Raw genomic sequence first — 26,429 nt, 5'->3', positions numbered from 1 at the left:
TCCCATGCAGGTGATCCGCGGCGATGGCTTCAGCGGCTGGCATGCCCTTAATGACACGGTCATGGGGGGCCGCAGCTCGGGCCTGTGCACGGTCAGCAGCCGGGGCCTGCGGCTGGAGGCGGAGGTGGTGGAGCAGGGCGGCGGCTTCGTCAGCTGCCGCTCGCCCATCTTTTCCCCTCCCCTCGATCTCTCTGCCCAGGCCGCCTTCGAGCTGGAGCTGCAGGGCGACGGCCGCCACTACAAGCTGGCGGTGGCCTGCGCCGATGGGGTGGCGGGACTCACCGAGATGATTCCCGGCGGTGTGCGCTGGGTGGCGAACTTCGCCACCGAGGCCGAGGGACCCTGCCGGGTGCGGATCCCCTTCGCCCAGCTGCGGGCCTCGATCCGGGCCAGGCCGATCGAGGCGCTGCCCCTGGGGCTGCCCCTGCGCTTCGATCCGGCCCGCATCACCCGCTTGCAGATCCTGCATTCGAAGTTCGGCGACGACGGCTCCGCCAATCCGGGCTTCCGGGCCGGCCCGCTCACCCTGGAGCTGATGGCGATCGATGCCGTCGCCTGAGTCCTCCATCGGCAGCGCCAACACCGATCTGTGCCAGCTGGTGGCGGCGGCGGCCGACCTGTGCCGCAAACCCCTGCGCCACGCGGTGGTCAACCCTGAGGAGCGGCACAGCCTGGATCTCTGCCTGCGGCTGGAGGCCCGCACCCCCGAGGGCGAACGGCTGCCTGCGGAGGATCTGGAGCTGGAGATCTACCGCAGCGGTGAGGATCTCAACCTCACCCTGGCCTGGTGTCAGGGGGAGGACCACCCCCTGTTGTGGCAGGGCAGCCATCCGGTCTGGATGGATGGGGCCACGGGGCTGCGCTGCAGCTGCCCGCCCCGGGGTGAGCCGCTGGAGGCCCTGGCCCGCCGTCTGCGGGCCCTGCTGCGGCCCGATCAGGGCTGAGGCGTGGGCAGCACCATCAGCAGCGAGCCCGTCCCCATCGACGACGGCAGCGGCCAGAGTTCGGCCGTGGCCAGAAGCGTGCGGCCATCGCGATGGCGCAGGGGGAAGGAGTCACTGACGAACAGCGGCCCCTCGCTGGGCGCGCTGGTGGCAACGGGGGCCGTGACCGCCTCCGGCAGCTGGCAGAACAGGGAGGCCGGTGACCCCACCAGGCTGTCGCGCTCGAAGCCGATCCTGTGGCACAGGCTCGCGTTGACCATCACCACCCGCTGGCTGCCGTCGAACACCGCCACCGAAAAGCTGGGGCTCCGGATCAGGGTCTCGAACAGCACCGAGAGCTCGCGGCCATGCTCCTGGGCCTGGCGCTGCTGGGTGATGTCGGAGAGGGTGCCCACCACATAGCGACCCATCTCCTCGGTGAGCACCTTGGCGTTCTCCATCACCCAGCGCTGCTCGCCGTCCCGGCGGATGATCCGGTACGGCACCGACCAGCCCCCCCGGGCCGGGTCGCGGCTGGCCCAGACCCGCTCCCGGTCCTCCGGCAGGATGGCGTCGTCGAGCAGCTGGGGATCGGCGAACAGCTCGGCCGGGCTCCAGCCCGTCAGGGGCAGGATGCGCTGGCTGGCATAGAGCAGCCGCTCGAGGCTGGCGTCCCGTTTCCAGACGGCCTCCTCGAGGGCATCGGTGAGGCTGGCGAAGGAGTCGAGGGAGGTCTCGGCGGCCCGGCGCAGGGCCAGCTGTTCCGACACGTCCGTGAGGGTGATGATGGCCCCGAGTCGTTGCCCCTCCTTTTCCTGGTAGGGCAGCACCTGGGCCAGGTAGGCGATGTCCTCGCTGATCGCCTCGACGTTGCGCCGGGGAGCACCGGCGACGACCTCCGCCAGGGCCGTGCGCAGACCCGGCAGCGGCACCGTGGTGGGCACGCCCAGCAGGGGCTGGCCGATGTCGTCGTCCACCAGGGCGAACACCCGCACCGCCAGGGGCGTGAACCGGGTGATGCACAGATCCCGGTCGACGATGACCATGCCCTGGTTCAGGGAGTTCTGGATGTTCTCGAGGTCGGTGCTGAGCAGCTGCAGCTCCGTGGTCCTGGCCCGCAGCTCCTGGTTGAGGGTGGCCAGTTCCTCGTTGGTGGCCTGCAGCTCCTCGTTGGAGGATTCCAGCTCCTCGTTGGAGGATTGCAGCTCCTCCGACGAGGCCTGCAGTTCCTCGGCGGAGGCTTCCAGTTCCTCGTTGGCCTCCTCCAGGTCCGCCAGGGAGCGACGCAGGGTGTCGTGGCTGGTGAGCAGCTCCTTCTCCAGCCGGGCGATCTGCTGGTCGAAGTCCGGGTCGCGGACCAGGGGCGCATCCGCGGCGGCCGGCTCGGCGCCGTCGGGCGGTTCCCGCAGGAAGCTCAGCAGGGTCAGGACCCGGTCGTTGACCGGCAGCGGCCGGGCCTCGAGCCGCAGGTGGATGGCGAAATCCGGCAGGTGCAGCAGGCGGCTGCGGGCCGGCTGGCCGTCGGCCCGCACGATCAGCAGCAGGGCGCGGGCCTCGGCCTGCAGCTCCGGGAGCAGGAAGGAGGTGGCGGCGGTCGAGATCCGCCCTTCGGGAAGCCGGCAGAAGGGGCTGACATCCCCGATCACCTCCACCAGTCCGTGGTTCTCATCGAGGATCACGCAGGGGGGAGAGGTGCTGCGGACCAGGGCTTCGAGGGTGGCCACATGTTCCTCGACCACGGTCTCCCGCAGGATCGAGATCCGCCCGATCGGGTTGAACAGCATCGGTGGCCGCTGGGAGGGCTGGGCGACCGTGGAGTAGCGGGCGGACTGGGGCTCCGCGGTGCGATGGAAGATGCGGTGGTCGGCATTGGCCACCTCGAATCCCTCGGTCCTGTGGCCCAGCGACTCCGTACGGCCCAGGAACAGCAGGGCTGCCGGCAGCAGGCCGAATCGGAACTGTGCCAGCACCCGATCCTGCAGGGGCTGGGTGAAGTAGATCAGGGTGTTGCGGCTGGAGATCAGATCCAGCCGGGGGAAGGGCGGATCGACCGCCACGTTGTGACGGGCGAAGACCACGCAGTTGCGCAGGTCTTCACTGATCTGGACCTCCCCGTTGCAAGGCACCACGAACCGTTCCCGCAGCGACTCCGGAATGGCCAGGCTGGAGGCCGCGGGATAGGTGGCGCGCCGCGCCACCGCCAGGCTGGCCTCGTCGAGATCGGTTCCGAAGATCTTGAGGTGATGGGTCAGGTCCTGGGGGTGGCCGAGCACCTCGCTGATCAGCATGCCGAGGGAATAGACTTCCTCACCGGTGGCACAGCCGGGCACCCACACCCGCAGGCGGTCCCTGCGGATGCGCTGGGCCACGTAGGCCCGCAGGAGCTCGCCGAGGGCTGCGAACGATCCCGGGTCGCGGAAGAAGGAGGTGACGGTGACCAGCAGGTTGTGGACCAGGGCCGAGACCTCCTTGCTGTCGGCCGAGAGCACCTGCAGGTACTCGTCCATGCTCTCGATCTGGCGGATCGCCATCCGGCGGGCCAGCTGTCGCTGCAGGGTGGAGGCCTTGTACTGACTGAAGTCAATGCCGCTGTTGTGCAGCAGCAGCTCCAGGGCACTGGAGACGTTGAGGCCCCGGGGATCGGGAACGTTCAGCTCGACCCAGTCGCCGTCGGAGCCCATCAGATCCATGAGGTGACGGCCGATGGCGGCCGGCTCGAGGATCAGATCGGCTCCGCCCATGGCGACGGCGGCGGTGGGCATGGCCGCGAACCGGGCGCTCTCGGGGGTCTGGGCGATGGTGAGGCCGCCGGCGGCCCGCACGGCCCGCAGGCCCCGGGCGCCGTCGGAGCCGGTGCCCGAAAGAACCACGGCGGCCCCATGGCCGTTCCAGTGGTCGGCGACCGACTCGAACAGACGGTCGATGCTGGGACTGGGGCCGAAGCGGGGTTCGGGCGTCACCAGCCTCAGCCGGCTTCCATTGACGCTGATGTCGTGGTTGGGGGGGCAGACGCTGACCGTGTCCGGCAGCAGCGTGGTCCCGTCGAAGGCTTCGACCACCTGCAGCTCGGTGACCCGGGCCAGCAGCTCGACCATCAGGCTGCCGTGGTCGGGGGAGAGGTGCTGGGCCACCACATAGGCCACGTTGCCCCCCGGCGTGAGGCTGCTCAGAAGCGTCTGCAGGGCCTCCAGGCCACCGGCCGAGGCCCCGATGGCCACCAGATGCATGCCGGTATCGGTAACAGGGGGCGTGGATGGTGCCGGGGAAGATTCCGCTTCAGAAGAGTCCGCGTCCTTGGATTCTTCCATCAACCCCCGGACCTGGAACGTTCCGCTTCAATCTAAACCGGCTAAACCCACCTGGCCATCCTTGGGCAATGCAGTGAATCGGCTGGATTGGCACGGCAGGGCCCCGGCGCCGACCATCAGGATGTCCGTGCATTCGCAGCAGGTGCATCGGCGCTGATTGCGGCAACAAACCATCATGAAATGCAATCCACGCTTCGTTGTCTATCGCTTTCATTGTCACAGGGCGTTGGCCCTGGCGGCGTCGCCAATCGGACGCGGGCGCCGACGAGCAGAAATGGCAACCTTTTGATGATACTCTAAACACAGAGAGAACTAACGGAGGTGAGGCGTCGTATGCACAACGAGCCTTGCTTTCCGGAGTTTGGTCACCACGACGTCGCCCTTTTCCCTAATCCTCTGCTGCGCCTGCTGCGGCTGAGTACGGATCCCCTCATCTGCGCCTCCCTGTTGCAGGAGGCCCTGCCCCTGGTGGAGCTGCTTCCGCTGGAACCCGAGGCCTCCTGGTGGTGTTACGGCGCCAACCTCCGACTCGGCGGGCTGCTGGCCACCGCCTGGACGGCCAGGCCGATGCGGATGACCTTCTCGGAACGTCAGGAGTACATCGTTGTCCTGGGCTATGGCGGAGAACAGCGGCTGCGACAGGCCTCCACCACCTGGCCCTGCGCCCGAGGAGGGTGTGTGCTGATGGCCAGTGCGGTCTGCACGATGGAAAGCACCCTGTCGTCCGCTGTGGCGTTCGCTCTCACCAGAGACCGACTCCTGGAGACGGCGATGGCGATGGGTGGCTATCAGCAGAAGCCGAAGGACTGGGAGGAGACGGTGTCCCTGGCCCATGGCTGGAGCCCGCCTAAGGATAACGTCGCCCCTTCCCTGCTCACGGCGCTGCAGCAGACCATCGCCATGGCGGGTCAGTTGTCCGGCTATGGCCACGGGCTGCTGGATCGCCTGCAGTTCGACGACCAGATCTATCGGCTGATGGTGGCCATGCTGCTGCCGGAGATCCGCCAGGACAAGACATTGGACCGGCTCCTGCACCGGCAGCGCCAGGGCCGTGATTCCTTCGACGAACTGATCGACTACATCAAGCAGAATCTGGGCGAGCCCCTCACCCTCACCGACCTGGAATCGAGGAGCCATTACTCCCGACGATCGCTGCAGTATGCGTTCGCCGAGCGCATGGGCTGCACGGCCACCAAGTGGATCAAGATGCAGCGTCTTGACCGTGCCCGGCAGCGGCTGGAGCGGCCGGCTCTGAACGACACCGTGGGGAGCATTGCCCGCGAATGCGGCTATCGCTCCCTCGGACTGTTCAGCGTGGATTTTCAGCAGCGCTTCCACATCAGACCGTCCGAGCTGCTGCGGGAGTCCCGGCGGCCGTAGCCGGGACCGGCCCGCTCAGGTTCGCCGCCGGAACGCGTCCGCCGACTCCATGCGGCTCTGGGTGTGCTCGCTGGGATGGGAGCCCTGCAGGGCCGATTCGAGCAGGTAGGCGGCCAGGTTGGAGAGGGAGCGCCCCTGGACGTTGCTGCGCTCCACCAGGGCCTGGTAGGCGTTGTAGGGAACCGTGATCGTGACACGCACCGGCCGCAGGAAGGGACCGGGTTCGGAGTGGCTTCGCATGGGTCGAGGGGGTGGCTTCCTCTGATCTAGGCCCGTATCCCGGATGCGAAGCCAGCCGCTTCATGAACAGCCGGGCCGATCCCATGGGCGAGAGGCCAGTGCTGGCCGGCGATCCACCCTGCTGCGGTCAGCAGCAGAGCACCAGCGCCGTCAGTGCAGGCCTGCATCGTCCTGCGCAAACTGCACGTTTCTGAAAACGGTCTGAAGCGCCGGGGCTCAGTCGGGGGGCAGGTCGGTCACCGCCCCCAGGCTGCTGCTGCTCACCAGCCGGGCGTACTTGCCGAGCACGCCGGTGCGGTAGCGGGGGGCGGGCCTGGTCCAGGCGCTCCGGCGCCGGGCCAGCTCCTCCCCGTCCACGTTGAGCTGCAGCAGGCGCTGCTTCGCATCCACCGTGATGCTGTCGCCCTCCTGCACCAGGGCGATGGTGCCCCCCGCGGCGGCTTCCGGAGCCACGTGGCCCACCACCATCCCGTAGGTGCCGCCCGAGAAGCGGCCATCGGTGATCAGGGCCACCGAATCCCCCAGCCCCTCGCCGATGATCGCGGCGGTGGGGGCCAGCATTTCGCGCATGCCGGGGCCGCCCACCGGCCCTTCGTAGCGGATGACCACCACATCACCGGCGCGGATGCGCTTGGCGAGGATGGCGGCCAGGGCGTCCTCCTCACTCTCGAACACCCGCGCCGGGCCGGTCATCACCGGGTTCTTCACCCCGCTGATCTTGGCCACGCTGCCCTCCTCGGCCAGGTTGCCCCGCAGGATCGCCAGGTGGCCCTGGGCGTAGAGGGGGTTCGACAGGGGCCGGATCACGTCCTGGTCCGCGGGTGGTTCGGAGGGCACGTCGGCGAGCACCTCGGCCAGGGTGCGCCCCTCGATCGTGCGGCAGTCGCCGTGCAGCAGGCCGGCGTCGAGCAGCAGCTTCATCACCTGGGGGATGCCGCCGGCCCGGTGCAGGTCGACGGTCACGTAGCGGCCGCTGGGCTTGAGGTCGCAGATCACGGGCACCTTCTGCCGGATCGTCTCGAAGTCGTCGATCGTCAGGGGCACGCCGGCGGTTCGGGCGATCGCCAGCAGGTGCAGCACCGAATTGGTGGAGCCCCCCACCGCCATGATCACGGCGATGGCGTTCTCGAAGGCCTGGCGGGTCAGCAGGTCCCGGGGGCGGATGTTCGCTTCGATGGCCTTCACCAGCACCTCGGCGGAGCGGGCGGCGCTGTCGGATTTCTCATGGTCCTCCGCCGCCATCGTCGAGCTGTAGGGCAGGCTCAGGCCGAGCACCTCGAAGGCCGAACTCATCGTGTTGGCGGTGAACATGCCGCCGCAGCTGCCGGCGCCGGGACAGGCGTTCTTCTCGATCGCCAGCAGCTCCGCCTCGTCGATGCGGCCGCCGGAGAGCTGCCCCACCGCCTCGAAGGCACTGACCACGGTGAGATCACAGGGCCCCAGCCTGCCCGGCTTGATCGTGCCGCCGTAGACGAAGATCGCCGGGATGTTCATGCGGGCCATGGCGAGCATGGCGCCGGGCATGTTCTTGTCGCAGCCGCCGATGGCCAGCAGGCCATCCATGCTCTGGGCGTTGCAGGCGGTTTCGATCGAATCGGCGATCACCTCCCGGGAGACCAGCGAGTACTTCATGCCCTCGGTGCCCATCGAGATGCCGTCGCTGACGGTGATGGTGCCGAACATCTGGGGCATGGCTCCGGCCCCATGGGCGGCCTGCTCGGCGCGCCGGGCCAGATCGTTCAGGCCGATGTTGCAGGGGGTGATCGTGCTGTAGCCGTTGGCGATGCCGATGATCGGCTTGCCGAAGTCCCCGTCGCCGAAACCGACGGCCCGCAGCATGGCCCGGTTGGGGGAGCGTTGGAGGCCCTTGGTGATGGCGTCGGAGCGCAGCATGGCCGGGGAGGAACGGGTCTGCAGCAACTTACCGAGGGGCCCGCACCGCCACGTCCGGGGCCTCAGCCGGCGATGGTCAGGCCTGGGGCTGCAGCTGCTCGAGCTGGCGGCGCACCTCGTCGATCGCCTGGTTGAGCTTCTGCACGCGGTCGTGCAGCTGGTCGCTGCTCACCGGCGCCTCCTCGAGGCCTTCGCTGAGACGGGAGACCCGCAGCATCCGCAGCTGGCGCTGGGACAGCCGATGCCGCTCGGCCCGGCGCAGCAGCCAGACGGCGAGGCCGGCGGCCCCCATCACCGCCCCGGCGGCCCCGGCCAGCAGCACCAGACTGCCGCTGGCGGTGGATTGCTGCCTGGAATCAGCCATGAACCTGCAGGGGGTGGAGCATCTGGACCTGTGGGGCCCAGCCTAGGCAGTGGCGGCGGCGATTCCATACAGCCGCTCACTCACCTCGCCGAAGCCCGGCACCACCCGGTGCCGGCTGTCCACCTCTGGGTCGATGCCGGCGCAGTAGATGGTGAGCTGGCTGTGGCGCTCCCCGACGACCTTCAGCCCGGGGCTCGCCGCCAGGGTGGTGATCACCCGCAGACGCTGCCCCTCCACCCCCAGGCCCGCCAGACGGTCGAGCAGGGCCAGCAGGATCGAACCGCTGGCGAGCACCGGCAGGAACACCAGCACGCCGCTGCGGGCCTCGATGGTGGCCGGCAGGTCGTCGAGGAACCAGTGGGGCTTGTGCTCCGGCCCACAGGGCTCGATGCCCACGTGGGCCAGCTGGGCCGACGGCAGCACCGACTGGGCCCCCTGCCACAGGCCCAGCCCCCCCCGCAGCACCGGGATCACCAGCAGGGGCACCTCCGGATCGACCACCTGGCCGTCGCAGTGGCCCAGGGGCGTGGTGACCGACACCGGACGGTGGGGCAGCCAGTCGCGCAGCGCCTCATAGGTGAGCCAGCGGCCCAGCTCCGCCATGGCGGTGGCGAACAGGGGCGAGGGGGTGGACCCGTCCCGCAGCAGGGTGAGCCAGTGGCCGATCAGGGGATGGGGGGGGACCACCACCCGCAGGGACATGCTCATGTCGGGGTGTGTCTGCCATAGCTTGATCCGGCAGCGTACCGGTGTGGCATGGTCCCCAGCTCCCCAACCTTCCCCGTGATCCGCCGCAGGCCCGGGGGCCCGCTGGGCGGCCTGCTGGGGTCCGTCCTGGGGGCCGCGCTGGGCCTGCTGTTCATCTGGAGCGTGCTGCCGGTGGCTCCGGCCCAGGCGATCACCGCCCCCGAGCTGCGCGCCCAGCGCTCCTTCCAGGACCTCGACCCCGACCTGCGGGGCCGCAACCTCCAGCAGCAGGAGTTCCTCAAGGCCTCGATGGAGGGCTTCGATCTGCGCGACGCCGACCTGCGGGGCGCCGTGTTCAACTCCACCGACCTGCGCCAGGCCGACCTGCGCGGCGCCGACCTGGAGGACGTGGTGGCCTTCGCCACCCGCTTCGACGGGGCCGACCTGCGGGGCGCCCAGTTCCGCAACGCCATGCTGATGCAGAGCCGCTTCCGGGATGCCCGCATCGACGGGGCCGACTTCAGTGACGCCGTGCTGGATCTGCCGGAGCAGAAGGCCCTCTGCGCCCGGGCGAGCGGCAGCCATCCCCTCACCGGCGTCGACACGCGCGAGAGCCTCGGCTGCCGCTGACCCGCGCCGGCGGCGCCTCCCCTAGGTTTCGGTGTCTCCTGCCCCAGCGCCGATGATCGCCACCAGCACCCGACGGCTGCCGGTCACGGTGGTGACCGGATTTCTGGGGGCCGGCAAGACCACCCTGCTGCGCCACCTGCTGCTGGAGAGCGGCCTGCGGCTGGCGGTCCTGGTCAACGAGTTCGGCGAGGTGGGCATCGACGGCGATCTGATCGCCTCCTGCGGCTTCTGCCCCGAGGAGGAACTGGGCGATCGGCTCGTGGAGCTGGCCAACGGCTGCCTCTGCTGCACGGTGCAGGATGAGTTCCTGCCCACCATGCAGCGCCTGCTGGAGCGGGCCGACCGGCTCGACGGCATCGTGGTGGAAACCAGCGGCCTGGCCCTGCCCGAGCCCCTGGTGGCCGCCTTCGGCTGGCCGGAGATCCGCAGCCGCACCCGGGTGCACGGGGTCGTCACGGTGGTGGACGGGGAGGCGATGGCCGCCGGCCATGTGGTGGGGGATGCCGATGCGGTGGAGGCCCAGCGCCGCGCCGACCCGAGCCTCGACCACATCAGCGCCATCGAGGATCTGTTCGCCGACCAGCTCGGGGCCGCCGACCTGGTGCTGGTGAGCCGGGCCGACCGGCTGGAACCGGAGGCCCTCGCCCGGGTGACAGAGGCGCTGCGGGCACATCTGCGCCCCGGCACCGACGTGCTGCCCATGGCCCGAGGCCGCCTCGATCCCTCCCTGTTGCTGGATGGTCCCGGCCGTGATGCGGCCGGCGACCACGACCACCACCAGGACCATGGCCACGACGACCATGACCACCACGACCACGACCACGACCACGACCACAACCACCACGACCATGCCCACGTGGCGATGGAGTCGATCGTCGTGCGCCGTGCCGGCCAGTGGGGGCGGGCCGCCCTCGAAACCCAGCTGCAGCAGCTGCTGATCGACCACCCCGTCGTGCGGCTCAAGGGGCGGCTGCGCCAGGACGGCAAGCGCCTGCCGCTGCAGATCCAGGGGGTCGGCCGCCGGCTCGACTGCTGGTACGAGGAGCGGACGGGGGCCTCGCCGGATGCTGACTCCGCCGAGGGCGAAGGCCCCGACGCGCTGGAGCTGGTGGTGCTGGCCACCGCCGGCGCCGCCGGCCCCCTGCGTCAGGCCCTCGATCGCCTCTGAGCGCCGGGCGGCGACCCGGGCGGTGCCTGCCGCGCGGACCGTCTCAGTCGAGCGGGATATCACCCCTGGCGCAGACCCCATCCCAGCAGAGGTCGGTGTTCTCCACCCAGCGGCTGTTCACCGGCTGCCAGCTGCCGGAGGGTTTGAGCATCGTCACCTTGCCCCGGCCGTCGTGGCGGAACTCGATCCGCTGCCCCCCCACCAGCAGGAACCAGTGGAGGCCGAGCTCCTCGACCTGCATCTGGCAGTCCTGCCAGGGACCATCCGCCAGGCGGCACTGCAGGGCCACCAGCCCCGGCAGGGAATGGGCCTGCAGGGCCGTGCAGGCCACGGCCAGACCCATGAGCCAGGCCAGTACGCGAGGCCCGAACGGATCCAGCAGAACCCTTGGCAGGGAAGGCACCACGGCCGGCGGTGCGGAGAACCAACCCCAGGCTGGTGCTGCGCCGAGGGGGGCGGTGGGGCGTGCTGCCAAGATTTAACAAACGTCCGTGCCCCCGGTGCCGCTCTTCAACGCCCGCGTCCAGGTCTCCCTGCGCCCCTCCGTGCTGGACCCCGCCGGGGAGGCCACCCGGGCCGCCGCCGCCCGGCTCGGGGTGGAAGGTGTCAAGCGGTTGCGGATCGGCAAGGCGATCGAACTGGATCTGGAGGCCCCGGACCGGGCCACCGCCCAGGCCCGCCTCGAACTGCTCAGCGACCGCCTGCTCGCCAATCCGGTGATCGAGGACTGGTCGCTGGATCTGGCCGAAGCCGGTTGAGGGGGCCAGACCGATGACCGTCGGCATCGTTGTGTTCCCCGGTTCCAACTGCGACCGGGACGTGGCCTGGGCCCTGGAGGGCTGTCTCGGCATCCCCGTGCGCTTCCTCTGGCATGAGGAGCGTGACCTGTCCGGCCTGGAGGCCGTCGTGCTGCCGGGGGGCTTCAGCTACGGCGACTACCTGCGCTGCGGCGCCATCGCCCGTTTCGCCCCGGTGCTGGAGGAGGTGCGCTCCTTCGCCGAGGGCGGCGGCCCGGTGCTCGGCATCTGCAACGGCTTCCAGGTGCTCACGGAGATGGGCCTGCTGCCCGGAGCCCTCACCCGCAACCGGGACCTGCACTTCCTCTGCCAGAGCAGTGAGCTGGAGGTGCAGCCCGGGGCCTGCCGCTGGCTCGGCGCCTATGGTGCCGGCGAACGGATCAGCCTGCCGATCGCCCACGGGGAAGGGCGCTACCAGGTGGAGCCGGAGCAGCTGGAGCGTCTCGAGGATCAGGGCTGTGTGGTGCTGCGCTACGTCACCAATCCGAACGGCTCGCGGGGCGACGTGGCCGGCCTGACGAACCCCACCGGCAATGTGCTCGGCCTGATGCCCCATCCGGAGCGCGCCTGTGATCCGGTCACCGGCGGCCTTGACGGCCGCCGGTTGCTCGCCTCGCTGCTGGGCTGAAGCTCAGTCCAGGGCGGCGAAGAAGTCGCGGCTGCCGCGGGGATCGGGGGCCAGGGTGCGGGCCCCGGGCGTCCAGTCGGCGGGACACACCTGTCCGGGGTGGTTCCGCACCTGCTGGAACGCCTGCAGCACCCTCAGGGTTTCGTCCACACTGCGGCCCACGGCCACGTCGTTGACGGTGCTGTGGCGGATGACGCCGTCGGGATCGATCAGGAACAGGCCGCGCAGGGCCGTGCCGGCGTCCTCGTCGAGCACGTGGTAAGCCCGGGCGATCTCCTTGTTGAGATCCGACACCAGGGGGTAGGCTACGTCCCCCAGCCCGCCGCTCCGGCGGTCGGTCTGCACCCAGGCCAGATGGCTGTAGGGGCTGTCGACGGATACGGCCAGGATGGCGGCGCCGAGGCGGGTGAACTCAGCATGGCGATCACTGAAGGCCGTGATCTCCGTGGGACAGACGAAGGTGAAATTAAGGGGATAGAAGAACAGCACCACATCCCTGCCGCGATAGTCGCGCAGCGACAGCTCCCGGAACTCCTGATCCACCACGGCGGTGGCGCGAAAGTCGGGGGCTTCGCGGCCCACGAGCCTGCCGCTGCTGGTCATGGTGGGCACGGTCTCGGGGGGAATGCCACCCATGCTGGCCTGAAGAAGCCAGGCCCCTACGATGACTGGCAAAGAAACGATGCCTCTGCCATGGGTTGGGATCCGACCGTTCTGCGCAAATACAACACCACCGGCCACTTCCGGCTCATCAATCAGCTGCGCTCGGAACTCAAGGGCAATCCCCTGATCCGCCCCAAGGACGGGGAAACCGTGGGCGCCGCCAACCGCAGCAAGAGCCTCACCCGCGCCCTGCAGAACCGTTCCCAGTCCGGGGGTTACGGCCGCAGCCGCCGGTCGGTCCAGAGCTCCCAGCCCGTGGTTGTGGCGGCCCCCCCGCTGCCCGCCATTGCTCCGGTGCCGGTGCGGGTGGAGAGTGCGGAAAGCCAGGAGGCGGCCAACGCCCGCAGCTTCCGTGAACGGCTCAACGCCATCGAAATGCGCTGACGCAACGGCAACGACGATCCCGCAACGGGATGACTGCAACGGCGCCTCCACAGGGCCGTTGCAGCGCAATGAGGCCTCCGGTCAGCAGACCATTCGTCTCAACATTGGATCACTGGAGCCGATCAACAATGGCCCAGGAAAGTGGCTCGGGGGAGACTTGAACTCCCGACCTTGGGGTTATGAATCCCACGCTCTAACCAGCTGAGCTACCGAGCCAATCGCTGTGACTTTAGACGATGACCGGCTCGGCCCCCGGCCGGTTCAGGCCCGGGGGGGGAGCATCTGCAGGGGGTTGACCGCGCCGCGGCCGGGGGGGTGGATCTCGAAGTGGAGGTGGGGGCCGGTGCTGCGGCCGGTGCTGCCCATCTGACTGATCACCTGACCCTGGGTCACCGTCTCGCCCCGGGCTACCAGCAGACGGCTGTTGTGGGCATAGAGGCTGCGGCTGCCGTCGGGATGGGCGATCTCCACCAGGAAGCCGTAGCCGCCGTCGTGCCAGCCGGCGAAGACGACCTGGCCCTCCCGGGCGGCCATGATCGGTGTGCCGACGTTGTTGGCCACATCGATGCCCTTGTGCATCCGGCCCCAGCGCCAGCCGAAACCGGAGGTGAACACCCCGCGGGTGGGCCAGATCCAGGTGGTGGAGGGGGCCGTGGTGCCGCCATTGAAGGGCGGCTGCGGGTCACCGAACTCCGGGGTGTCGGGCCAGCTGATGCCGCCGCTGACGGACGGCTTCAGGCCGAGCAGCATGCGGGAACGGCCCGGGGCCGACTGGGCCAGGCGCACCTGGCTGCCCACCACGAGCCGGGCGGTCTCCAGGCCCGGATTGAGGCGGATCAGCTCGGCCACGCTCAGGCCATAGCGCTGGGCCAGCTTCAGCACCGTGTCGCCGAAGCGGACGACCCCGTCCCGCTCCACCGGCGGCGGGGTGGAGACCGGCGGGGTCTGGCGCTGGACGGTGGCGTCGAGGGAGGCGATGCGGCCGAGGCGCTCCTTGCCGCGGGAGGGCACCACCAGCCAGTCACCGTTGCCGAAGCGGTGGTCTTCATCGACGTCATTCAGCCGGGCCAGGCGGGTCTCATCGAGGTCGAGGGCCGTGGAGAGCTCCTCGATGGACACCGGACGGCGGACCTTGATCCAGACCCGGTCGGTGGCGGAAGGCAGGGAGGCCAGCAGGGTCTCGGTGGACACCGTGCTGGGGGAATCGTCAGCGAGAACGGCCACGAGCGGCACGACGGCCGGTGTGGAGAGGAGAAAGGGAAGAATCAAGCGGAAAGGCTTCATGCATTTCACATCCAGCGGACAAAACCCAACAGAGAAGCCAACATCTGCGGGTCCGGCAGAGAGTAGCGTCATGAACCACAGGGGGCAAGGTTCCTCAGGCACAAGGCGGTCCGGACATCGAGACCGTCCCGCTTCTGTCTCAGGAGTCGCTCTCTGCGGCGGGCCCGATCTGGCGCAGGGCCTCGAACAGCACGATGCCAACGGACACCGAGAGATTCAGGCTGCGAACGCCCCCCCGGCCCTCCCGCGCCCGGCAGGCCATCGGGATCGTGAGCCGGGCTTCGGCCGACGTCTGCAGGGCGTTCGGTAATCCGTCCGTCTCCCGTCCGAACAGCAGCCAGTCGTCGGGAAGGAAGCGGAAGTCGGTGTAGGACGCCTCCGCCTGGCTGCTGAGGGCCACCAGGCGGCCCCCCCGCCGCCGCCGCTCCGCCTGGAAGCGTTCCAGGTCGCCGTGGCGGTGCAGCGACACCCAGGGCCAGTAGTCCAGGCCGGCCCGGCGCAGATGGCGATCGCTGATGGTGAAGCCGAGCGGTTCGATCAGGTGCAGCTCGCAGCCGGTGGCGGCGCAGGTGCGGGCCACGTTGCCGGTGTTCGGCGGGATCTGGGGCTGGTAGAGAACGACACGGGGCATCCGGGGCGGTCCTCAGGAGCCAGGCGGCACGGGCTGGCTCAGGGCCAGCAGGTCGATGGCACGCCCCTGCAGGACGAGCCAGGCCGCTTCGCTGCGGGCCAGGAGGGTCTGTTGCATCGTCCCGAGCCGGTCCCGGAAGCGGCATCCGTCCGCCGTCGCCGGCACCACGCCCCAGCCCGTCTCCTCACAGACCACCACCAGGGGCGCCGGGCAGGTGCCGAGGGCACCGAGCAGCTCGTCGCAGCGGAGCCCCCAGTCCGGCGGCTCCAGATCCAGGTGGGCGGCCACCCAGGTCCCGAGCGAATCCACCAGCCCCAGCTGGCCCGGCTGCAGCTGGGCCAGCCCGGCGGCCAGGGCACCGCCCACTTCCCGGCAGCCCCAGGCGGGCGGGCGCCGCAGGCGGTGCCGCCGCAGCCGCTCCTGCCAGGCCGCGTCGTCGGGAAGCGAGGGCCCGGTGGCCAGGTAGATCACCGCCAGGCCGCTGGCGCCGGCCAGATGCTCGGCCCAGAGGCTCTTGCCGCCCCGCGAGGGTCCGCTGACCAGCGTCAGGCGGGGCTGGCGCTGCACCCCGGACGGGGGCCCAGCCGCCACCTCAGCCGCCACCGTTCATGTTGCGCAGGGTGGCCACCGAGGACGGCGAAACGCGGTTGAGGTAGCGGAAGATCCAGTACTTGAAGATCGTGGCGAGCACCACCGGGAAGGTGGCGATGAAGAGCATGACGAAGTTCTCCTGGGCCGGCAGTCCCAGATGGTGGGCGACACCGTCGAGCAGCACCGTCCAGCCCTCCGGACTGTGGAAGCCCACGAAGATGTCGGTGAACAGGATGATGGCGAAGGCCTTGGCGCTGTCGCTCAGGCCGTACACCATTTCGTCGATGAAGCCCCGCAGCACCTGGATGTCGCGCCGTCCGAAGATCGCCACCATCACGAAACCGATGAAGCCGCAGACGTCGGCCAGGACGTTCTTGATGGCGTGGGTGCTCTCCTGGTCGGCCTCCTCCTTGAGCTCCTGAGCCCGCTTGGCCAGCTCCGACTGCAGCTCCTCGCGGCTGGGCAGGGCCTTGCCGGACAGCAGGGCGTCGAATTCGATCTCCGCCTGGTACACACGCAGCTTCTCCACGGCCCGCTCCTCCAGGTGGGGTTTCGGGTAGGTGAGGAAGGCGTTGTCGGGGGCGAAGCGATCCACCAGGGGCGAGACCACATAGGTGCGGCTCACCTGCTGCACCAGCACCGGCACCAGCACCAGCAGCAGCAGGATCCGCAGGGACACCAGGGTGGAATCACGGCGGCGTCGGAAGCCCGCCACCACGCTGGCCTCGGCCTCCGGGTCCAGCTGGCGCCGCACCTGGTCGACCACGCTCACCAGGCTGCGGGGCAGCATCTCCGGGGTGCGGCTCAGGGCCGGCAGCTCCTCCCGGGCCACCGCGTAGCGAGCCGTCACGGTGTCGATCAGCTGGTACTGGCGCAGTTCCTGGCCGGAGAGCTCCTGGCGGTAGGGGGCCAGCACGCCCCTGGCCTGGCGGCAGACCTGCAGGGCCGCCCGGAAACGGCGCAGCACCTGGGCCTGCATCGCCCGCGGGATGCTCAGCTCCAGTTCGGGACGCACCGGACGGTCGTTGTAGTGCTCCATCTCGATGCTCTGGATCAGAAGGGCGGCTTCGTAGCCGCGCTCCAGATCGGAGCTCAGGTCGAGGGAGCGGGCCCGCCCGAAGGTACCCATCCAGTTCGTCAGTCCCATGGGGAGGCGGGTCGCGGGGGAATCAGCGGGAGAAGACCCACCAGGTGAGCATCGGCACCACCGTGCCCACCACCAGCAGCACGATCACCCAGGTGAAGGCGTTGCTGCTGGAGGTCTCCTCCCGGGTGGGGATGTTGCTGACGACCGCGGCGGCCTCCTCGACGACGGGTTCCCCGGGATCCTCGCCACCCTGCAGAACGGTGGCGAGACGCAGCAGGGCGTCGACGGCGGCCTGGCGGTAGCGGTCACCGCTGCGTAGCGGCTGGGCCATGGTGGTGGCGGCGGTGCTCTCGAGCAGCTCATCGGGGAGCTGGCGGTCGAGGGGGGCCTGGGCGGCGATCGCCGTGGAGCGGGTCTGGGTGTCGATCAGCAGCAGCAGCAGGGGATCGGGGCTGCTGCCGGCGGGGGGATCGGCCGACCAGCGCTGCACCAGCTGCCCGGCCAGGGTGGAGAGGTCGAGGCCGTAGTCGAGCCGGCTGAGGGTGACCAGGCGGGCGTCCACCCGTTCGGCACTGAAGGCCTGCAACTGGCGCTCGATCTCGGCCTTGCCCGCCCGGCTGAGCACGTCGGCGCCGTCGAGCACATGCTCGGCCGGCGGGCGGGCCGGCAGATCGGCGGCCGACAGGGCCCGGGCGGCGGCGACCGGCGCGGCCAGCACCAGGCCGAGGGCCAGCACCAGGGAGAGCAGGGACCGGAGTAGCCCGGACCGGCCGGTGGGGCCGGGGGGCGCTGCCGCCACCGGAGGCATCACTGAAGCCAAGGCCATCGTGCAAGACGCCACCAGTCTGCCGTTGCGGCCCCGTTCCGGCATCCTGAAGGCTGCTTCGCTGCCGGACACCACGATGACGATGTCCGCCCCGGCCCGCGTCGTCCTGGCCAGCGGCGCCACCGGCCTCGCCCTGGCCGTGCTCAACCAGATGACCGCCCCCAGCCTGGAGCCGCCGCTGGAGCGGGCTTCGGTGCTCGCCAGCATCCTGGCCGTGCTGCTGCTGCTGGTGGCCCTGCTGTGGCAGCGGGTGGAGCCGGTGGCGCCGGAGCGGGTGCCGCTGGAGGGTCCGGTGGGGCTGCGGCTGGCGCCGGATCTGGAGGCGTCCCTGGCCGAGGAGCTGGGCTGGGGCAGCACCATGCTGCTGACGGCCACGCCCGCGGCGGTGGTGCTGCTCCACTGGCGCGGCCAGACCCTGCTGGAGCGGGGCGTGCTGGGCAGCGGCGACTTCCGGCCCGGGGCGATCTGCGCCCGTGGCATGGCCAGCGGCAAGGCCATCTCCCTGGTGGATCTGAAGCTTTACCCGGGCCGGGACGAATTCGGCAGCCTGCCCGCGGGCCTGCCGGCGGTGCTGGTCCAGCCCCTCGGCCAGGAGGGGGTGCTGGTGCTGGGGGGCTGGTCGCCCCGCTGCTTCAGCCGCAGCGATCTGGTATGGGTCGAGGGCTGGGCCCGGCGGCTCACAGGCGAATTGGCTCGGGTTTCGGGCGCGGCGCCACCGGCCGCGGAGGTGCCGTCGACGGCGGCACCTGGAACTGGCTGAACACCCGGCCCCCGGGGTTGGTGACCACCACGGCCCCCTTGTCCCCCAGCCGGCCCCGCAGCACACTGCCGCGGGTGAGCTGGCGGCTGGCCGGCCGTTGCAGCAGCACCGCGCCATCGGCGGTGACCGCCTGGGTCTCCCAGTTCCAGGAGCAGCTGCGGGCCTCGAGGCTGGCACCGTCCTGCTGGAGGAAGCAGCCCGAGGGAATGCGTACCAGATGCTGGCCGGCATCCACCTGCAGGGCCTTGCCCCGGGCGCTGGCGCCGCCGGCCACCGCCGGGTCACTGAACAGCACGGGCGGCCCCAGGTTGAACAGCTGGGTCCGGGTGTTGCCGACCAGGGAGGTGGCGGTGAGGGTCTGGAGCGGACGGGTGGCGGCCGAGCCCGGCGGCCGCCGTTCCCCCAGCACCGGCCCGCGGGCGGTGAGGGCGCCGCTGCCGGGTTGCCAGAGCACCGAGGACACCGTCAGCAGGATCTGCGGAGCGCCGACGGGGTTGGCCCGGAAGGGATCGAAGGCCTGGGCCCACCGCTGCAGCTGGGGCTTGCCCTGCAGCTCCAGGGTGTCCTTGTCCAGGCGGAAGGTGGCCCGCTCGGCGGAAAGCCGGGTGTGGGGGTCGAAGCCCTCCGGTTGGCGGTCGATCTCCATCAGGTTGCGGGAGGGGAGCCAGCGCACCCGGGAGCCCTGGATCATCACCGGCTCCTTGCCGAGCCGCTGCAGCCGGATCCGCCCCTCCAGCAGGATCACGGCGCCGTCATTGATCACGGTTCCGGTGGACGCCTCCACCCGGTAGGCCGGCTTGCCGTCGCTGTAGATCACGCCGCGGGGCTGGAGGGCCCGGGCGACGCGACGGCGCAGGTCGTAGCGGGCCTCGGGGCTGGTGAGTTCCCAGTTGGGTCGCCCGAACACATCCTGCTGGCGCAGATCCAGGGACCGGAACACGAAGGGGGTGGGCGCCGTCTCGCGGGCGACATCGCCGCGGCCGCAGCCCGTGAGCAGCAGCACCAGCAGGGCCGCCAGGCGCCAGCGTCGCGCGGGGAGGGAAAGCGTCAAAGGGGGGAATCCAGTTCCAGTCGGTGCATCACCGGGGTCGGCTCGGGCAGGGCCAGGTCACTGGCCAGCTTCCCCCAGCGTCGGGCCGCCGTCCAGCCGCTGTCGGCCAGCAGCGGCGGCTGGGCCAGCTGGTCGAGCATGCGCCCGGAGAGATCCGGCAGCAGGGGGGCCAGCAGCACGGCCACCCAGCGGCTCGTCTCCAGCACGGCATAGAGGTCATCGGCCACGGCGGAGCGCCCCTCCTCCGCCTTGATCGCTTTCCAGGGGGCGCGGTCGTTGAGGAAGCCGTTGGCGGCTTCCGCCAGCTCCAGGATCGCGGCGGCGGCGGTGCGGAAATCCAGCGCCTCGAGGGCGCCGTCGACGGTCCCGGCGCAGGCCAGGCAGCGCAGGGCGAGGGGATGGTCGTCGGCGGCGGCGGCCCCGGCCGGCGGCACGGCCCCCTCGAACCAGCGGCGCGCCATCGATGAGGTGCGGTTGAGCAGGTTGCCGATCGTGTTGGCCAGGTCGTTGTTGACCAGATCGCTGAAGCGTTGCTGCTGGAAATCGCCGTCGTCGCCGAAGGGAATGTCCCGCAGCAGGTACCAGCGCACCGCATCGGCACCGCAGCGCTCCAGCAGCCCATTGGGATCGAGCACGTTGCCCAGGGACTTGCCCATCTTCTGGCCCTCCCGGGTGAGGAAGCCGTGGCCGAAGACCTTCTCCGGCAGGGGCAGGCCGGCCGACAGCAGCATGGCCGGCCAGTAGACGGCATGGAAGCGCAGGATGTCCTTGCCGATCACGTGCAGCTGGGCGGGCCAGCCGCGCTGGGCCAGCAGGTCGAGATCGTTGGCGTCGTCCGGTTCCAGCAGGGCCGAGAGGTAGCCCAGCAGGGCGTCGAACCAGACATAGAAGGTGTGGCCGCCGTAGCCGGGCACGGGGATGCCCCAGGGCAGGTCGAGGCGGGAGATGGAGAAGTCCCGCAGGCCGCCGGCCACGAAGTTCTCCACCTCCCGGCGCCGGGAGCGCGGCGCGATGAAACCGTCGCTGGCCACCAGCCGCTCGATCGGCTCCTGGTAGCGGGAGAGGCGGAAGAAGAGGTTGAGTTCGTCGCGCCATTCCAGGGGGCGCAGGTGGATGGGGCAGTGGGGCTCCTGCGCCGAGGGCGCTTCCTCCTTGAACTCCTCGCAGGCCACGCAGTACCAGCCCTGCTGGCGCCCCTCCACCACATCGCCGTTGGCCTCGACCCGGGCGAAGAACTGCTCCACGATCGCCCGGTGGCGCGGATCGGTGGTGCGGATGAAGCGGTCGTTGCTGATGCCCCAGCGGCGCCACAGGTCGCGGTACTCGCCGCTGATGGCGTCGCAGTGGGCCTGGGGGGTGAGGCCGGCCGCCTCGGCCGAGCGCTGGATCTTCAGCCCGTGCTCGTCGCAGCCGGTGATGAAGGTGACCCGCTCGCCCTGCAGCCGCCGGAAGCGGGCGATGCTGTCGCAGGCGAGGGTGGTGTAGGTGCTGCCCAGGTGGGCGCGGTCGTTGACGTAATAGAGGGGGGTGGTGAGGGTATAGGTCATCGGCAGGAGACGTCGGCCGGGTCCGCCGGCGGCAGGAGGGGGTCCCGTGAGCCCCCCTTGACGCCCGTGGGCCCAGGCCCGGGGCCCGGATCCTACCCATGGCCCCGGGATGGGATGCTGGCCCCCTGACCCCGGCCCCTTCCCCCGATGCGCACGGGCTTCGATCGCAGGGTGGACGTGCTCGTGTGGGGCGGCGGCAGTGGTGGTGTGGCCGCCGCCCTGCAGGCCGCCCGCTCCGGAGCCGACACCCTGCTGCTCACCCCCGGGCCCTGGCTGGGCGGCATGGTGAGTGCGGCCGGGGTGTGCGCCCCGGACGGCAACGAGCTGAGCCCCTGGCAGAGCGGCCTGTGGGGGGCCCTGCTGCGGGCCCTGCAATGGATCGAGCCGGAGGGGCTGGATCAGAACTGGGTGAGCTGCTTCGGCTACCGCCCCGCCAGCGCCGAGCGGATCCTGCGTCGCTGGGTGGCCGCCGAGGAACGGCTGGACTGGTGGTCCGGCGTGCGGCTGGAGGCAGTGGAGCGCGACGGCGACCGCATCAGCGCCGCGACCGTGGAGCACCGGGGCGTCCTGCGGCGCCTGTTGCCCACGGTGGTGGTCGACGGCAGCGACCGGGGCGAGCTCTACCCCCTGGCCGGGGCCCCGTTCCGCTTCGGCTGGGAGGCCAGGGAGCAGTGGCAGGAACCCAGCGCCCCCACGGCCGAGCGGCTCGCCAGCGATCCGTTCTTCCAGCGGCAGCCCATCCAGTCGCCCACCTGGGTGTGCCTGGGCCAGCTGGACGAGCGGGGGGGAACGGCGGCCCCCGAGGCTGGGACCTGGCGCCGCAGCCCCCCCCGGCTGCCGGAGCCCTTCACGGCGGCCACCGACGCCTTCGGCCTGGAGCGCACCCTCACCTACGGCCGCCTGCCGGGGGGCCTGGTGATGCTGAACTGGCCCCTGCACGGCAACGACTGGCACCAGGGCCTGGAGCGGGCCTTCCCCGAGCGGGTCGGCGGCGGAGACGCCGCCGAGGCGGCCGAGGGCGAGCTGCTGGCGGCCATGCGCGAGCACAGCAAGTCCTTCGCCGCCGCCCTGCGCCAGGCCAGCGGCGGCTGGCTGGGGCCGGCGGCGGTGTTCCCCACCCCCGACGAGGCCAGCACCGGCCGGCTCAGCGGCGCCGGATCCCTGGCCCTGATGCCCTACTGGCGTGAGGGCCGCCGGCTGGTGGCCCAAGAGCTGGTGCTGGAGCAGCACCTGCTGCCCCGGGGGGAGGGCGCCTGCATCGCCCCCCTCTGCCGGGCCGCCGATGGAACCTTGACCAGCATCGCCGTGGGCAACTACGCCAACGACCACCACTACCCCGGCGGCGACTGGCCCCTGGCCCCCAAGAGCTGCCGCTGGGGCGGCCGCTGGAGCGGCACCCCCTTCACCATCCCCTACGGCGCCCTGGTGAGTGCGGGGGTGTCCAACCTGCTGGCGGCCGACAAGGGCTTCGGCGTCAGCCACATGGCGAATGGGGCCACGCGGCTTCAGCCCCTGGTGCTCAACATCGGCCAGGCCGCCGGGTTGGCGGCGGCCCTGTGCGTGCGTGACGGGATCGATCCGGCCGCCCTGCCGGTGCGCCGGCTGCAGGAGGCCCTGATCAGCGATCCGGTGGCCCCGGCGGCCGTGGTGCCGCTGTGGGACACCCCCTGGCACCACCCCCGCTGGCGCGAGCAGCAGCTTGCGGCCGTGGCGGCGCCGGAGCGGATCGATCGCCACGGCCATCTGGCGGCGGGAGCGGCGCCGGCCGCACCGCCGGGTTGGGCACCGCCGCCGGAGCCCGGCGAGCGCCTCTGGCGGGGCGAGCTGGTGCCCGATGGGAAAGGCGGCTACGTGCTCGATGGCGAGGCGGGGTCCTGGCCGGTGATCACCCTGGAGCCGGCCCTGCACCAGTGGCTGCTGAACCTGGAACGTCCCACCCCGGCGGCCCTGATCGGCTGCGCCAACCCCTGGGGCCCCTGGCTGCGGGTGTCGCGGCTGGTGCCGTGAAGCTGCTGCTCAGCGGCGCCGCCATCGCCCTCACCTTCGCGGCCTTCCTGCCCTACATCCGCTCCATCCGGGCCGGCCGCACCCGCCCCCATGTGTTCTCCTGGCTGATCTGGGGGGTCACCACCCTGCTGGTGTTCCTGGCCACGTGGGCCGGTGGCGGCGGGGTCGGGGCCTGGCCCACCGGGGTGTCGGCCCTGATCACCTTCTCCATCGCCTGGCTGGCCCATACCCATGGCGCCGACCGGGCGATCACCACCAGCGACTGGCTGTTTCTGGCCGGCGCCGCCTCGGCCCTTCCCTTCTGGTTCCTCACCGCCGATCCGCTCGGGGCGGTGGTGGTGCTCACCCTGGTGGACCTGCTGGGCTTCGGCCCCACCCTGCGGCGGGCCTACGGCCACCCCCACCAGGAGCGGATCGGCTTCTTCGCCCTGTTCGTGCTGCGCAACCTGCTGGTGCTCCTCTCCCTGGAGCGGCTGACGCCCACCACGGCCCTGTTCCCGGCGGCGGTGGGCCTGGCCTGCGCAGGGGTGGTGGTGCTGCTGCTCTGGCGGCGGCGGCGGCTGCGACGGACGGGCCAGCCGGCCTGAGGTCGGCCAGGATGGGCACGATCAGCGTCGTTGCCCCATGGTGTCCGCCAACCCAGGATCCGCTCTCCGCTCCCTGCCCGTGCTGCTCCCCTTGGTGGGCTCCGCCCTGCTGCTGGCCGCCCTGCCGGGCCGGGCCCAGGGGCTCAGCAACATGCGCGACCAGCTGATCATCCACTACTGCACCCTGGCGGTGAACGCCGACTTCGCCAAGGCGGGCAAGCCGGTGCCGGCGGGCCTGGCCAAGGACACCTGCACCTGCGTGGCCCAGCAGGTGAACTCCCGGGCGACGATTCCCCAGGCCGAGACCATCTGCAAGCAGCAGGCGATGGGCAAGTACAACCTCAATCCCTGAGGCCGCCAGGCTCAGCCCGCGGCCGTGAAGCGCAGCAGGTCCCGCAGGGAATCCACCTGCTGCAGCCGCACCAGCAGGGCGTCGCCGGGGCCGGGATCGCCATGGCACTCGGCGGCCAGGTCCATGGCCAGATCCGGCAGGTGCACCAGGCCGAGCCGGTCCTGGGGCCGCAGCCAGCGCAGGAACAACCCCGGCCACTGGTGCTGCTCCTGGGCCTCGAACCACACCTGCTGCCAGTGGCGCTGGTCCTCGCGGGCGATCTGCAGGCCCTGGCGGATGGCCCCCTCCAGCTCGCCCAGCAGCGCCGCCAGCTCCGCCTCCTCCAGCACCGGCAGCCCCTGCCGGTGGGCCAGCAGCTGGCGCTGCACCAGCAGGTCGTTGTACCGGCGGATCGGTGAGGTGGCCTGCACGTAGCAGGGCAGGCCCAGGGAGAAGTGGGGGGCAGGCGTGGTGCCCAGGTGGCCCCGGCTGAGGCAGCGCTTGATGGCGGCGTGCCGCACCGGACCGGCCGGCAGGCTCGCCAGTTCCGCCTCAGGCGGCAGCTCCGCCGCCAGCTGGCTGCGGTAGGGCAGGGCCAGGCTTTGCTCCTGCCCGAGGCTGGCGATCACGGCACCGGCCAGGATCATCGCCTCAGCCACCAGCGTGCGCGAGGGTGACGGTTCGGTGATCTCCAGCTGGGGCCCCTGGTCGCCAGAGCGGATCCGGCCCTCGGGCTGGTCCAGATCCAGGGCCCCCCGGGCCAGGCGCCAGCGGCGGCGCCGCTCCATCAAGGCGTGGATCTCATTGAGATACCGCTCCTGGGGCGGGGCCAGCTCGATCAGCTCATCGGCATCGGCATAACTCAGCCGGTAGGCGGGTTTCACCCAGCTGGACTCCAGCCCGTGGGCCGCCACGGCGCCGTCCTCGGCCAGCTCCACCCACAGGCTCAGGGCGGCGCTGCGCTGGCCCATGCGCAGGCTCATCGGGCCGGTACTGAGCACCTCGGGGAACATCGGCAGCGGCCCCCGGGCCAGGTAGAGGCTGCTGGCCCGGCGCCGGGCTTCGGTGTCGAGGGGGCTTCCCGCGGCAACCAGCCGGCCCGGGTCAGCGATGTGGATCCACAGCCGCAATGCCCCATCGGGTCCCTGCTCCAGGGAAAGGCCGTCGTCGATGTCGCGGGTGTCCGCATCGTCGATGGTGACGGTTTGCAGACCGGTGAGGTCGCGGCGGCACGCGTCTCCCGGCAGGTCCGTGCCGGCCAGGGCCACCAGACGGCGGGCCTCCGCTTCCAGCTCATCAGAGAAGCCCGCCTGCCAGGTGGTGTTCTCCAGGGAGGGAAGGTGGTGGCGCTCCCACTGGCCCAGATCCACCAGCAGGTGCCGGATCGGCGCCGACTCCATCGCGCAGTGGGCCGCCTGCAGGGCCCGGTGCAGGTCGTCCGGCAGGGGGCGGCTGGTGTCGCCGCTGGCCCACTCCCGCAGCAGGGCCAGGTGCTGGCGCTGCTCGGCATCGAGCTGCCGGGGATCGATCGGGCGGCGCTGGCGCAGGGCGTCCTGCCACTGGCGGCGCCGCTGCTCGGCCAGCTGCTGGCGGCGGGCATCCCGCCGCAGCCGGCGCACATCCACCAGCGGCCGGGCCTCTACCAGCTGCTGGCGCCAGCGGAACAGGCTCTGGGGGCCCTGCAGCCACAGCCAGCAGGCGGCCCGCTGGATGGGATTGCCGCCGTCGCCGATCAGGTCAACGAAGTCCCCCAGCTCCAGGGATGCCGGATCGTCCTGCAGCAACAACCAGGCCGCCCCCAGCTCCCTGGGGCTGGGGGCGGCCTGCTGCAACGTCTCCGGACTCAGACCCCAGGGGGGCTGGGACAGGCGTGCGGGCGGGGTTTGATCGCCAGGAAGAGCGGCCAGCAGATCGAGCTGCCGGACCCCCCGCTGGACGGCCTTGGCCTCGAAACCCACCCGTAGGTCGAGGCGCGTTCCCTTCTCGGCCACGACGACCGCCAGCAGGCTGCGGCTGTCGTCGTGGAGGCCGACCAGGTCACCCGCCGTGAACCGACGCGAGGCGGAGGGCAACTCAGCCTTCGGGGTTCACGAAGGGCAGCAGGGCCACGATGCGGGCCCGCTTGACGGCATTGGTGAGGTCGCGCTGCTGCTTGGCCGTCAGGCCGGTGAGGCGGCGGGGCAGGATCTTGCCGCGCTCGGTGATGAACTTCTTGAGCAGATCGACGTCCTTGTAGTCGATCGGATCACCGGGCTTGATCGGCGAGAGGCGCTTCTTGAAGAAGGAACTGGACATGGGAACGGAGGAAAGGAACGAAAGGAGGGAACTGCCGCTGCTGGGGCCGCAGGACGATCAGGCGCTGGGATTCCGCAGGGAATCCGGCCTCACTTGATCTCCTTGTGGACGGTGGAGGCGTTGCAGTGGGGGCAAAACTTCTTGAGTTCGATCCGTTCGGTGGTGTTGCGGCGGTTCTTCTGGGTCGTGTACCGGGACACGCCAGGGGACCGCTTGGCGGGGTTGGACCGGCATTCGGTGCACTCGAGGGTGATCACCAGCCGGACGCCCTTGTTCTTGGCCATGGAAGGACGTTGCGCCGCGGATGCGTTGCAGAGAGACGATCCTGCACCTTACCTCCCGATGGGGAGGGCCCTGATCGCTTCCT

Annotated in this window: 29 protein-coding genes and 1 tRNA gene; 12 read left to right on the top strand and 18 right to left on the bottom strand. The window is 70.8% G+C overall.

Annotation, left to right across the window (positions count from 1 at the left end; genetic code table 11):
• Positions 1–4 precede the first annotated feature (4 nt).
• The gene (locus tag L107_RS06120) at positions 5–559 is read left to right on the top strand and encodes a CIA30 family protein (protein ID WP_159817072.1); all 555 of its coding nucleotides are present in this window, start codon (positions 5–7) and stop codon (positions 557–559) included.
• The gene (locus tag L107_RS06115) at positions 546–944 is read left to right on the top strand and encodes a hypothetical protein (RefSeq protein WP_159817070.1); all 399 of its coding nucleotides are present in this window, start codon (positions 546–548) and stop codon (positions 942–944) included. Before L107_RS06120 ends, L107_RS06115 begins: the two co-directional genes overlap by 14 nt.
• On the opposite strand, the gene L107_RS06110 is transcribed toward L107_RS06115, so the two are convergent.
• The gene (locus L107_RS06110; RefSeq protein ID WP_159817068.1) at positions 935–4,150 is read right to left on the bottom strand and encodes a chemotaxis protein CheB; all 3,216 of its coding nucleotides are present in this window, start codon (positions 4,148–4,150) and stop codon (positions 935–937) included. The two genes, L107_RS06115 and L107_RS06110, sit on opposite strands and share 10 nt — an antisense overlap.
• A gap of 414 nt (positions 4,151–4,564) precedes the next feature.
• Between L107_RS06110 and L107_RS06105 the strand changes: the two genes are divergently transcribed.
• Positions 4,565–5,611 (top strand): helix-turn-helix domain-containing protein, encoded by a 1,047-nt coding sequence (locus L107_RS06105; RefSeq protein ID WP_159817066.1) that lies wholly within the window; start codon positions 4,565–4,567, stop codon positions 5,609–5,611.
• Positions 5,612–5,626: 15 nt separating this feature from the next.
• On the opposite strand, the gene L107_RS06100 is transcribed toward L107_RS06105, so the two are convergent.
• The 4 genes from L107_RS06100 to upp all read right to left on the bottom strand — a co-directional run bounded on the left by L107_RS06100 (position 5,627) and on the right by upp (position 8,816).
• Positions 5,627–5,851, bottom strand: coding sequence for a hypothetical protein (locus L107_RS06100; RefSeq protein ID WP_159817064.1), 225 nt, complete (start codon positions 5,849–5,851; stop codon positions 5,627–5,629).
• A 216-nt stretch (positions 5,852–6,067) separates the two neighbouring features.
• Positions 6,068–7,744 (bottom strand): dihydroxy-acid dehydratase, encoded by a 1,677-nt coding sequence (ilvD, locus tag L107_RS06095; RefSeq protein WP_159817062.1) that lies wholly within the window; start codon positions 7,742–7,744, stop codon positions 6,068–6,070.
• Between the two features lie 76 nt (positions 7,745–7,820).
• Positions 7,821–8,108, bottom strand: coding sequence for a hypothetical protein (locus L107_RS06090; protein ID WP_159817060.1), 288 nt, complete (start codon positions 8,106–8,108; stop codon positions 7,821–7,823).
• A gap of 42 nt (positions 8,109–8,150) precedes the next feature.
• Complete coding sequence (upp, locus tag L107_RS06085) at positions 8,151–8,816, bottom strand: uracil phosphoribosyltransferase (RefSeq protein WP_159817058.1); 666 nt, start codon at positions 8,814–8,816, stop codon at positions 8,151–8,153.
• A 48-nt stretch (positions 8,817–8,864) separates the two neighbouring features.
• On the opposite strand from upp, the gene L107_RS06080 reads away from it, so the two are divergent.
• Both L107_RS06080 and cobW read left to right on the top strand, forming a co-directional pair.
• Positions 8,865–9,425 carry a pentapeptide repeat-containing protein gene (locus L107_RS06080; protein ID WP_159817056.1) on the top strand — a complete coding sequence of 187 codons (561 nt, stop codon included), beginning with the start codon at positions 8,865–8,867 and terminating at the stop codon, positions 9,423–9,425.
• Between the two features lie 52 nt (positions 9,426–9,477).
• Positions 9,478–10,593, top strand: coding sequence for a cobalamin biosynthesis protein CobW (gene cobW, locus L107_RS06075; protein ID WP_159817054.1), 1,116 nt, complete (start codon positions 9,478–9,480; stop codon positions 10,591–10,593).
• A gap of 43 nt (positions 10,594–10,636) precedes the next feature.
• Here cobW and L107_RS06070 read toward each other — a convergent pair whose 3' ends face one another.
• Complete coding sequence (locus L107_RS06070; RefSeq protein ID WP_236550531.1) at positions 10,637–10,999, bottom strand: hypothetical protein; 363 nt, start codon at positions 10,997–10,999, stop codon at positions 10,637–10,639.
• Positions 11,000–11,093: 94 nt separating this feature from the next.
• On the opposite strand from L107_RS06070, the gene purS reads away from it, so the two are divergent.
• Together purS and purQ are read left to right on the top strand one after the other, a co-directional pair.
• Positions 11,094–11,351, top strand: a complete 258-nt coding sequence (gene purS, locus L107_RS06065; RefSeq protein ID WP_094584545.1) for a phosphoribosylformylglycinamidine synthase subunit PurS — start codon at positions 11,094–11,096, stop codon at positions 11,349–11,351.
• A 13-nt stretch (positions 11,352–11,364) separates the two neighbouring features.
• Complete coding sequence (gene purQ / locus L107_RS06060; RefSeq protein ID WP_159817052.1) at positions 11,365–12,018, top strand: phosphoribosylformylglycinamidine synthase subunit PurQ; 654 nt, start codon at positions 11,365–11,367, stop codon at positions 12,016–12,018.
• Positions 12,019–12,021: 3 nt separating this feature from the next.
• Here the strand turns inward: purQ and L107_RS06055 are convergent, their stop codons facing one another.
• Positions 12,022–12,621: a peroxiredoxin gene (locus tag L107_RS06055; protein WP_159817050.1), complete on the bottom strand. Its 600-nt coding sequence runs from the start codon at positions 12,619–12,621 to the stop codon at positions 12,022–12,024.
• A gap of 90 nt (positions 12,622–12,711) precedes the next feature.
• On the opposite strand from L107_RS06055, the gene L107_RS06050 reads away from it, so the two are divergent.
• On the top strand, positions 12,712–13,065 hold the full coding sequence (locus L107_RS06050) for a hypothetical protein (protein ID WP_159817048.1): 354 nt from the start codon (positions 12,712–12,714) through the stop codon (positions 13,063–13,065).
• A 142-nt stretch (positions 13,066–13,207) separates the two neighbouring features.
• Here the strand turns inward: L107_RS06050 and L107_RS06045 are convergent.
• The 6 genes from L107_RS06045 to psb32 form a co-directional block, all read right to left on the bottom strand.
• Positions 13,208–13,281, bottom strand: a tRNA-Met gene (locus L107_RS06045).
• A 45-nt stretch (positions 13,282–13,326) separates the two neighbouring features.
• Positions 13,327–14,334 (bottom strand): M23 family metallopeptidase, encoded by a 1,008-nt coding sequence (locus L107_RS06040; protein WP_236550530.1) that lies wholly within the window; start codon positions 14,332–14,334, stop codon positions 13,327–13,329.
• Between the two features lie 154 nt (positions 14,335–14,488).
• Positions 14,489–14,980, bottom strand: coding sequence for a tRNA (cytidine(34)-2'-O)-methyltransferase (locus tag L107_RS06035; protein ID WP_159817044.1), 492 nt, complete (start codon positions 14,978–14,980; stop codon positions 14,489–14,491).
• A 12-nt stretch (positions 14,981–14,992) separates the two neighbouring features.
• A complete protein-coding gene (locus L107_RS06030; protein WP_159817042.1) occupies positions 14,993–15,571 on the bottom strand; it encodes a bifunctional adenosylcobinamide kinase/adenosylcobinamide-phosphate guanylyltransferase in 579 nt (192 codons plus the stop codon).
• Position 15,572: 1 nt separating this feature from the next.
• Positions 15,573–16,718, bottom strand: coding sequence for a proton extrusion protein PcxA (gene pxcA, locus L107_RS06025; RefSeq protein ID WP_159817040.1), 1,146 nt, complete (start codon positions 16,716–16,718; stop codon positions 15,573–15,575).
• 22 nt (positions 16,719–16,740) lie between these two features.
• Positions 16,741–17,466 carry a photosystem II repair protein Psb32 gene (psb32, locus tag L107_RS06020; RefSeq protein WP_236550560.1) on the bottom strand — a complete coding sequence of 242 codons (726 nt, stop codon included), beginning with the start codon at positions 17,464–17,466 and terminating at the stop codon, positions 16,741–16,743.
• A gap of 94 nt (positions 17,467–17,560) precedes the next feature.
• Here psb32 and L107_RS06015 point away from each other — a divergent pair, with 94 nt between their 5' ends.
• Positions 17,561–18,244, top strand: a complete 684-nt coding sequence (locus L107_RS06015; protein WP_236550529.1) for a cofactor assembly of complex C subunit B — start codon at positions 17,561–17,563, stop codon at positions 18,242–18,244.
• Here L107_RS06015 and lptC read toward each other — a convergent pair.
• Together lptC and metG are read right to left on the bottom strand one after the other, a co-directional pair.
• Positions 18,162–19,295 carry an LPS export ABC transporter periplasmic protein LptC gene (lptC, locus tag L107_RS06010; protein WP_159817036.1) on the bottom strand — a complete coding sequence of 378 codons (1,134 nt, stop codon included), beginning with the start codon at positions 19,293–19,295 and terminating at the stop codon, positions 18,162–18,164. The two genes, L107_RS06015 and lptC, sit on opposite strands and share 83 nt — an antisense overlap.
• Positions 19,292–20,842 (bottom strand): methionine--tRNA ligase, encoded by a 1,551-nt coding sequence (gene metG, locus L107_RS06005; RefSeq protein ID WP_159817034.1) that lies wholly within the window; start codon positions 20,840–20,842, stop codon positions 19,292–19,294. The genes lptC and metG overlap by 4 nt, the downstream gene beginning before the upstream one ends.
• 147 nt (positions 20,843–20,989) lie before the next feature.
• Between metG and L107_RS06000 the strand changes: the two genes are divergently transcribed.
• The 3 genes from L107_RS06000 (at position 20,990) to L107_RS05990 (ending at position 23,788) form a co-directional block, all read left to right on the top strand.
• Complete coding sequence (locus L107_RS06000; RefSeq protein WP_159817032.1) at positions 20,990–22,849, top strand: FAD-dependent oxidoreductase; 1,860 nt, start codon at positions 20,990–20,992, stop codon at positions 22,847–22,849.
• The gene (locus L107_RS05995; protein WP_159817030.1) at positions 22,846–23,436 is read left to right on the top strand and encodes a hypothetical protein; all 591 of its coding nucleotides are present in this window, start codon (positions 22,846–22,848) and stop codon (positions 23,434–23,436) included. Before L107_RS06000 ends, L107_RS05995 begins: the two co-directional genes overlap by 4 nt.
• A gap of 79 nt (positions 23,437–23,515) precedes the next feature.
• Positions 23,516–23,788: a hypothetical protein gene (locus L107_RS05990; protein WP_159817028.1), complete on the top strand. Its 273-nt coding sequence runs from the start codon at positions 23,516–23,518 to the stop codon at positions 23,786–23,788.
• Between the two features lie 11 nt (positions 23,789–23,799).
• Here the strand turns inward: L107_RS05990 and L107_RS05985 are convergent, their stop codons facing one another.
• From L107_RS05985 to rpmG, 3 genes are all read right to left on the bottom strand, one after another.
• A complete protein-coding gene (locus L107_RS05985) occupies positions 23,800–25,839 on the bottom strand; it encodes a ribonuclease catalytic domain-containing protein (RefSeq protein WP_159817026.1) in 2,040 nt (679 codons plus the stop codon).
• Between the two features lies 1 nt (position 25,840).
• On the bottom strand, positions 25,841–26,062 hold the full coding sequence (gene rpsR, locus L107_RS05980; protein ID WP_006041316.1) for a 30S ribosomal protein S18: 222 nt from the start codon (positions 26,060–26,062) through the stop codon (positions 25,841–25,843).
• 89 nt (positions 26,063–26,151) lie between these two features.
• On the bottom strand, positions 26,152–26,346 hold the full coding sequence (rpmG, locus tag L107_RS05975; RefSeq protein WP_015108195.1) for a 50S ribosomal protein L33: 195 nt from the start codon (positions 26,344–26,346) through the stop codon (positions 26,152–26,154).
• Positions 26,347–26,429: the final 83 nt, after the last annotated feature.

The organism is Cyanobium sp. Copco_Reservoir_LC18, from assembly GCF_009834675.1.
GTDB lineage: Bacteria > Cyanobacteriota > Cyanobacteriia > PCC-6307 > Cyanobiaceae > Cyanobium > Cyanobium minutissimum.
This window is presented reverse-complemented; position numbering and strand designations above follow the sequence as displayed.

What these genes read in the sequence shown, in the direction of transcription:
- L107_RS06120 (WP_159817072.1), top strand. Translation starts at nt 5, where the DNA reads ATGCAGGTGATCCGCGGCGATGGCTTCAGCGGCTGGCATGCCCTTAAT.
- metG (WP_159817034.1), bottom strand. Translation starts at nt 20,842, where the DNA reads ATGACCTATACCCTCACCACCCCCCTCTATTACGTCAACGACCGCGCC.
- psb32 (WP_236550560.1), bottom strand. Translation starts at nt 17,466, where the DNA reads ATGCCTCCGGTGGCGGCAGCGCCCCCCGGCCCCACCGGCCGGTCCGGG.
- pxcA (WP_159817040.1), bottom strand. Translation starts at nt 16,718, where the DNA reads ATGGGACTGACGAACTGGATGGGTACCTTCGGGCGGGCCCGCTCCCTC.
- cobW (WP_159817054.1), top strand. Translation starts at nt 9,478, where the DNA reads ATGATCGCCACCAGCACCCGACGGCTGCCGGTCACGGTGGTGACCGGA.
- rpsR (WP_006041316.1), bottom strand. Translation starts at nt 26,062, where the DNA reads ATGTCCAGTTCCTTCTTCAAGAAGCGCCTCTCGCCGATCAAGCCCGGT.
- rpmG (WP_015108195.1), bottom strand. Translation starts at nt 26,346, where the DNA reads ATGGCCAAGAACAAGGGCGTCCGGCTGGTGATCACCCTCGAGTGCACC.
- L107_RS06090 (WP_159817060.1), bottom strand. Translation starts at nt 8,108, where the DNA reads ATGGCTGATTCCAGGCAGCAATCCACCGCCAGCGGCAGTCTGGTGCTG.
- L107_RS06055 (WP_159817050.1), bottom strand. Translation starts at nt 12,621, where the DNA reads ATGACCAGCAGCGGCAGGCTCGTGGGCCGCGAAGCCCCCGACTTTCGC.
- L107_RS06035 (WP_159817044.1), bottom strand. Translation starts at nt 14,980, where the DNA reads ATGCCCCGTGTCGTTCTCTACCAGCCCCAGATCCCGCCGAACACCGGC.
- L107_RS06080 (WP_159817056.1), top strand. Translation starts at nt 8,865, where the DNA reads ATGGTCCCCAGCTCCCCAACCTTCCCCGTGATCCGCCGCAGGCCCGGG.
- L107_RS06050 (WP_159817048.1), top strand. Translation starts at nt 12,712, where the DNA reads ATGGGTTGGGATCCGACCGTTCTGCGCAAATACAACACCACCGGCCAC.
- L107_RS06115 (WP_159817070.1), top strand. Translation starts at nt 546, where the DNA reads ATGCCGTCGCCTGAGTCCTCCATCGGCAGCGCCAACACCGATCTGTGC.
- L107_RS06105 (WP_159817066.1), top strand. Translation starts at nt 4,565, where the DNA reads ATGCACAACGAGCCTTGCTTTCCGGAGTTTGGTCACCACGACGTCGCC.
- L107_RS06015 (WP_236550529.1), top strand. Translation starts at nt 17,561, where the DNA reads ATGACGATGTCCGCCCCGGCCCGCGTCGTCCTGGCCAGCGGCGCCACC.
- L107_RS06110 (WP_159817068.1), bottom strand. Translation starts at nt 4,150, where the DNA reads ATGCATCTGGTGGCCATCGGGGCCTCGGCCGGTGGCCTGGAGGCCCTG.
- L107_RS06100 (WP_159817064.1), bottom strand. Translation starts at nt 5,851, where the DNA reads ATGCGAAGCCACTCCGAACCCGGTCCCTTCCTGCGGCCGGTGCGTGTC.
- L107_RS06000 (WP_159817032.1), top strand. Translation starts at nt 20,990, where the DNA reads ATGCGCACGGGCTTCGATCGCAGGGTGGACGTGCTCGTGTGGGGCGGC.
- purQ (WP_159817052.1), top strand. Translation starts at nt 11,365, where the DNA reads ATGACCGTCGGCATCGTTGTGTTCCCCGGTTCCAACTGCGACCGGGAC.
- upp (WP_159817058.1), bottom strand. Translation starts at nt 8,816, where the DNA reads ATGAGCATGTCCCTGCGGGTGGTGGTCCCCCCCCATCCCCTGATCGGC.
- ilvD (WP_159817062.1), bottom strand. Translation starts at nt 7,744, where the DNA reads ATGCTGCGCTCCGACGCCATCACCAAGGGCCTCCAACGCTCCCCCAAC.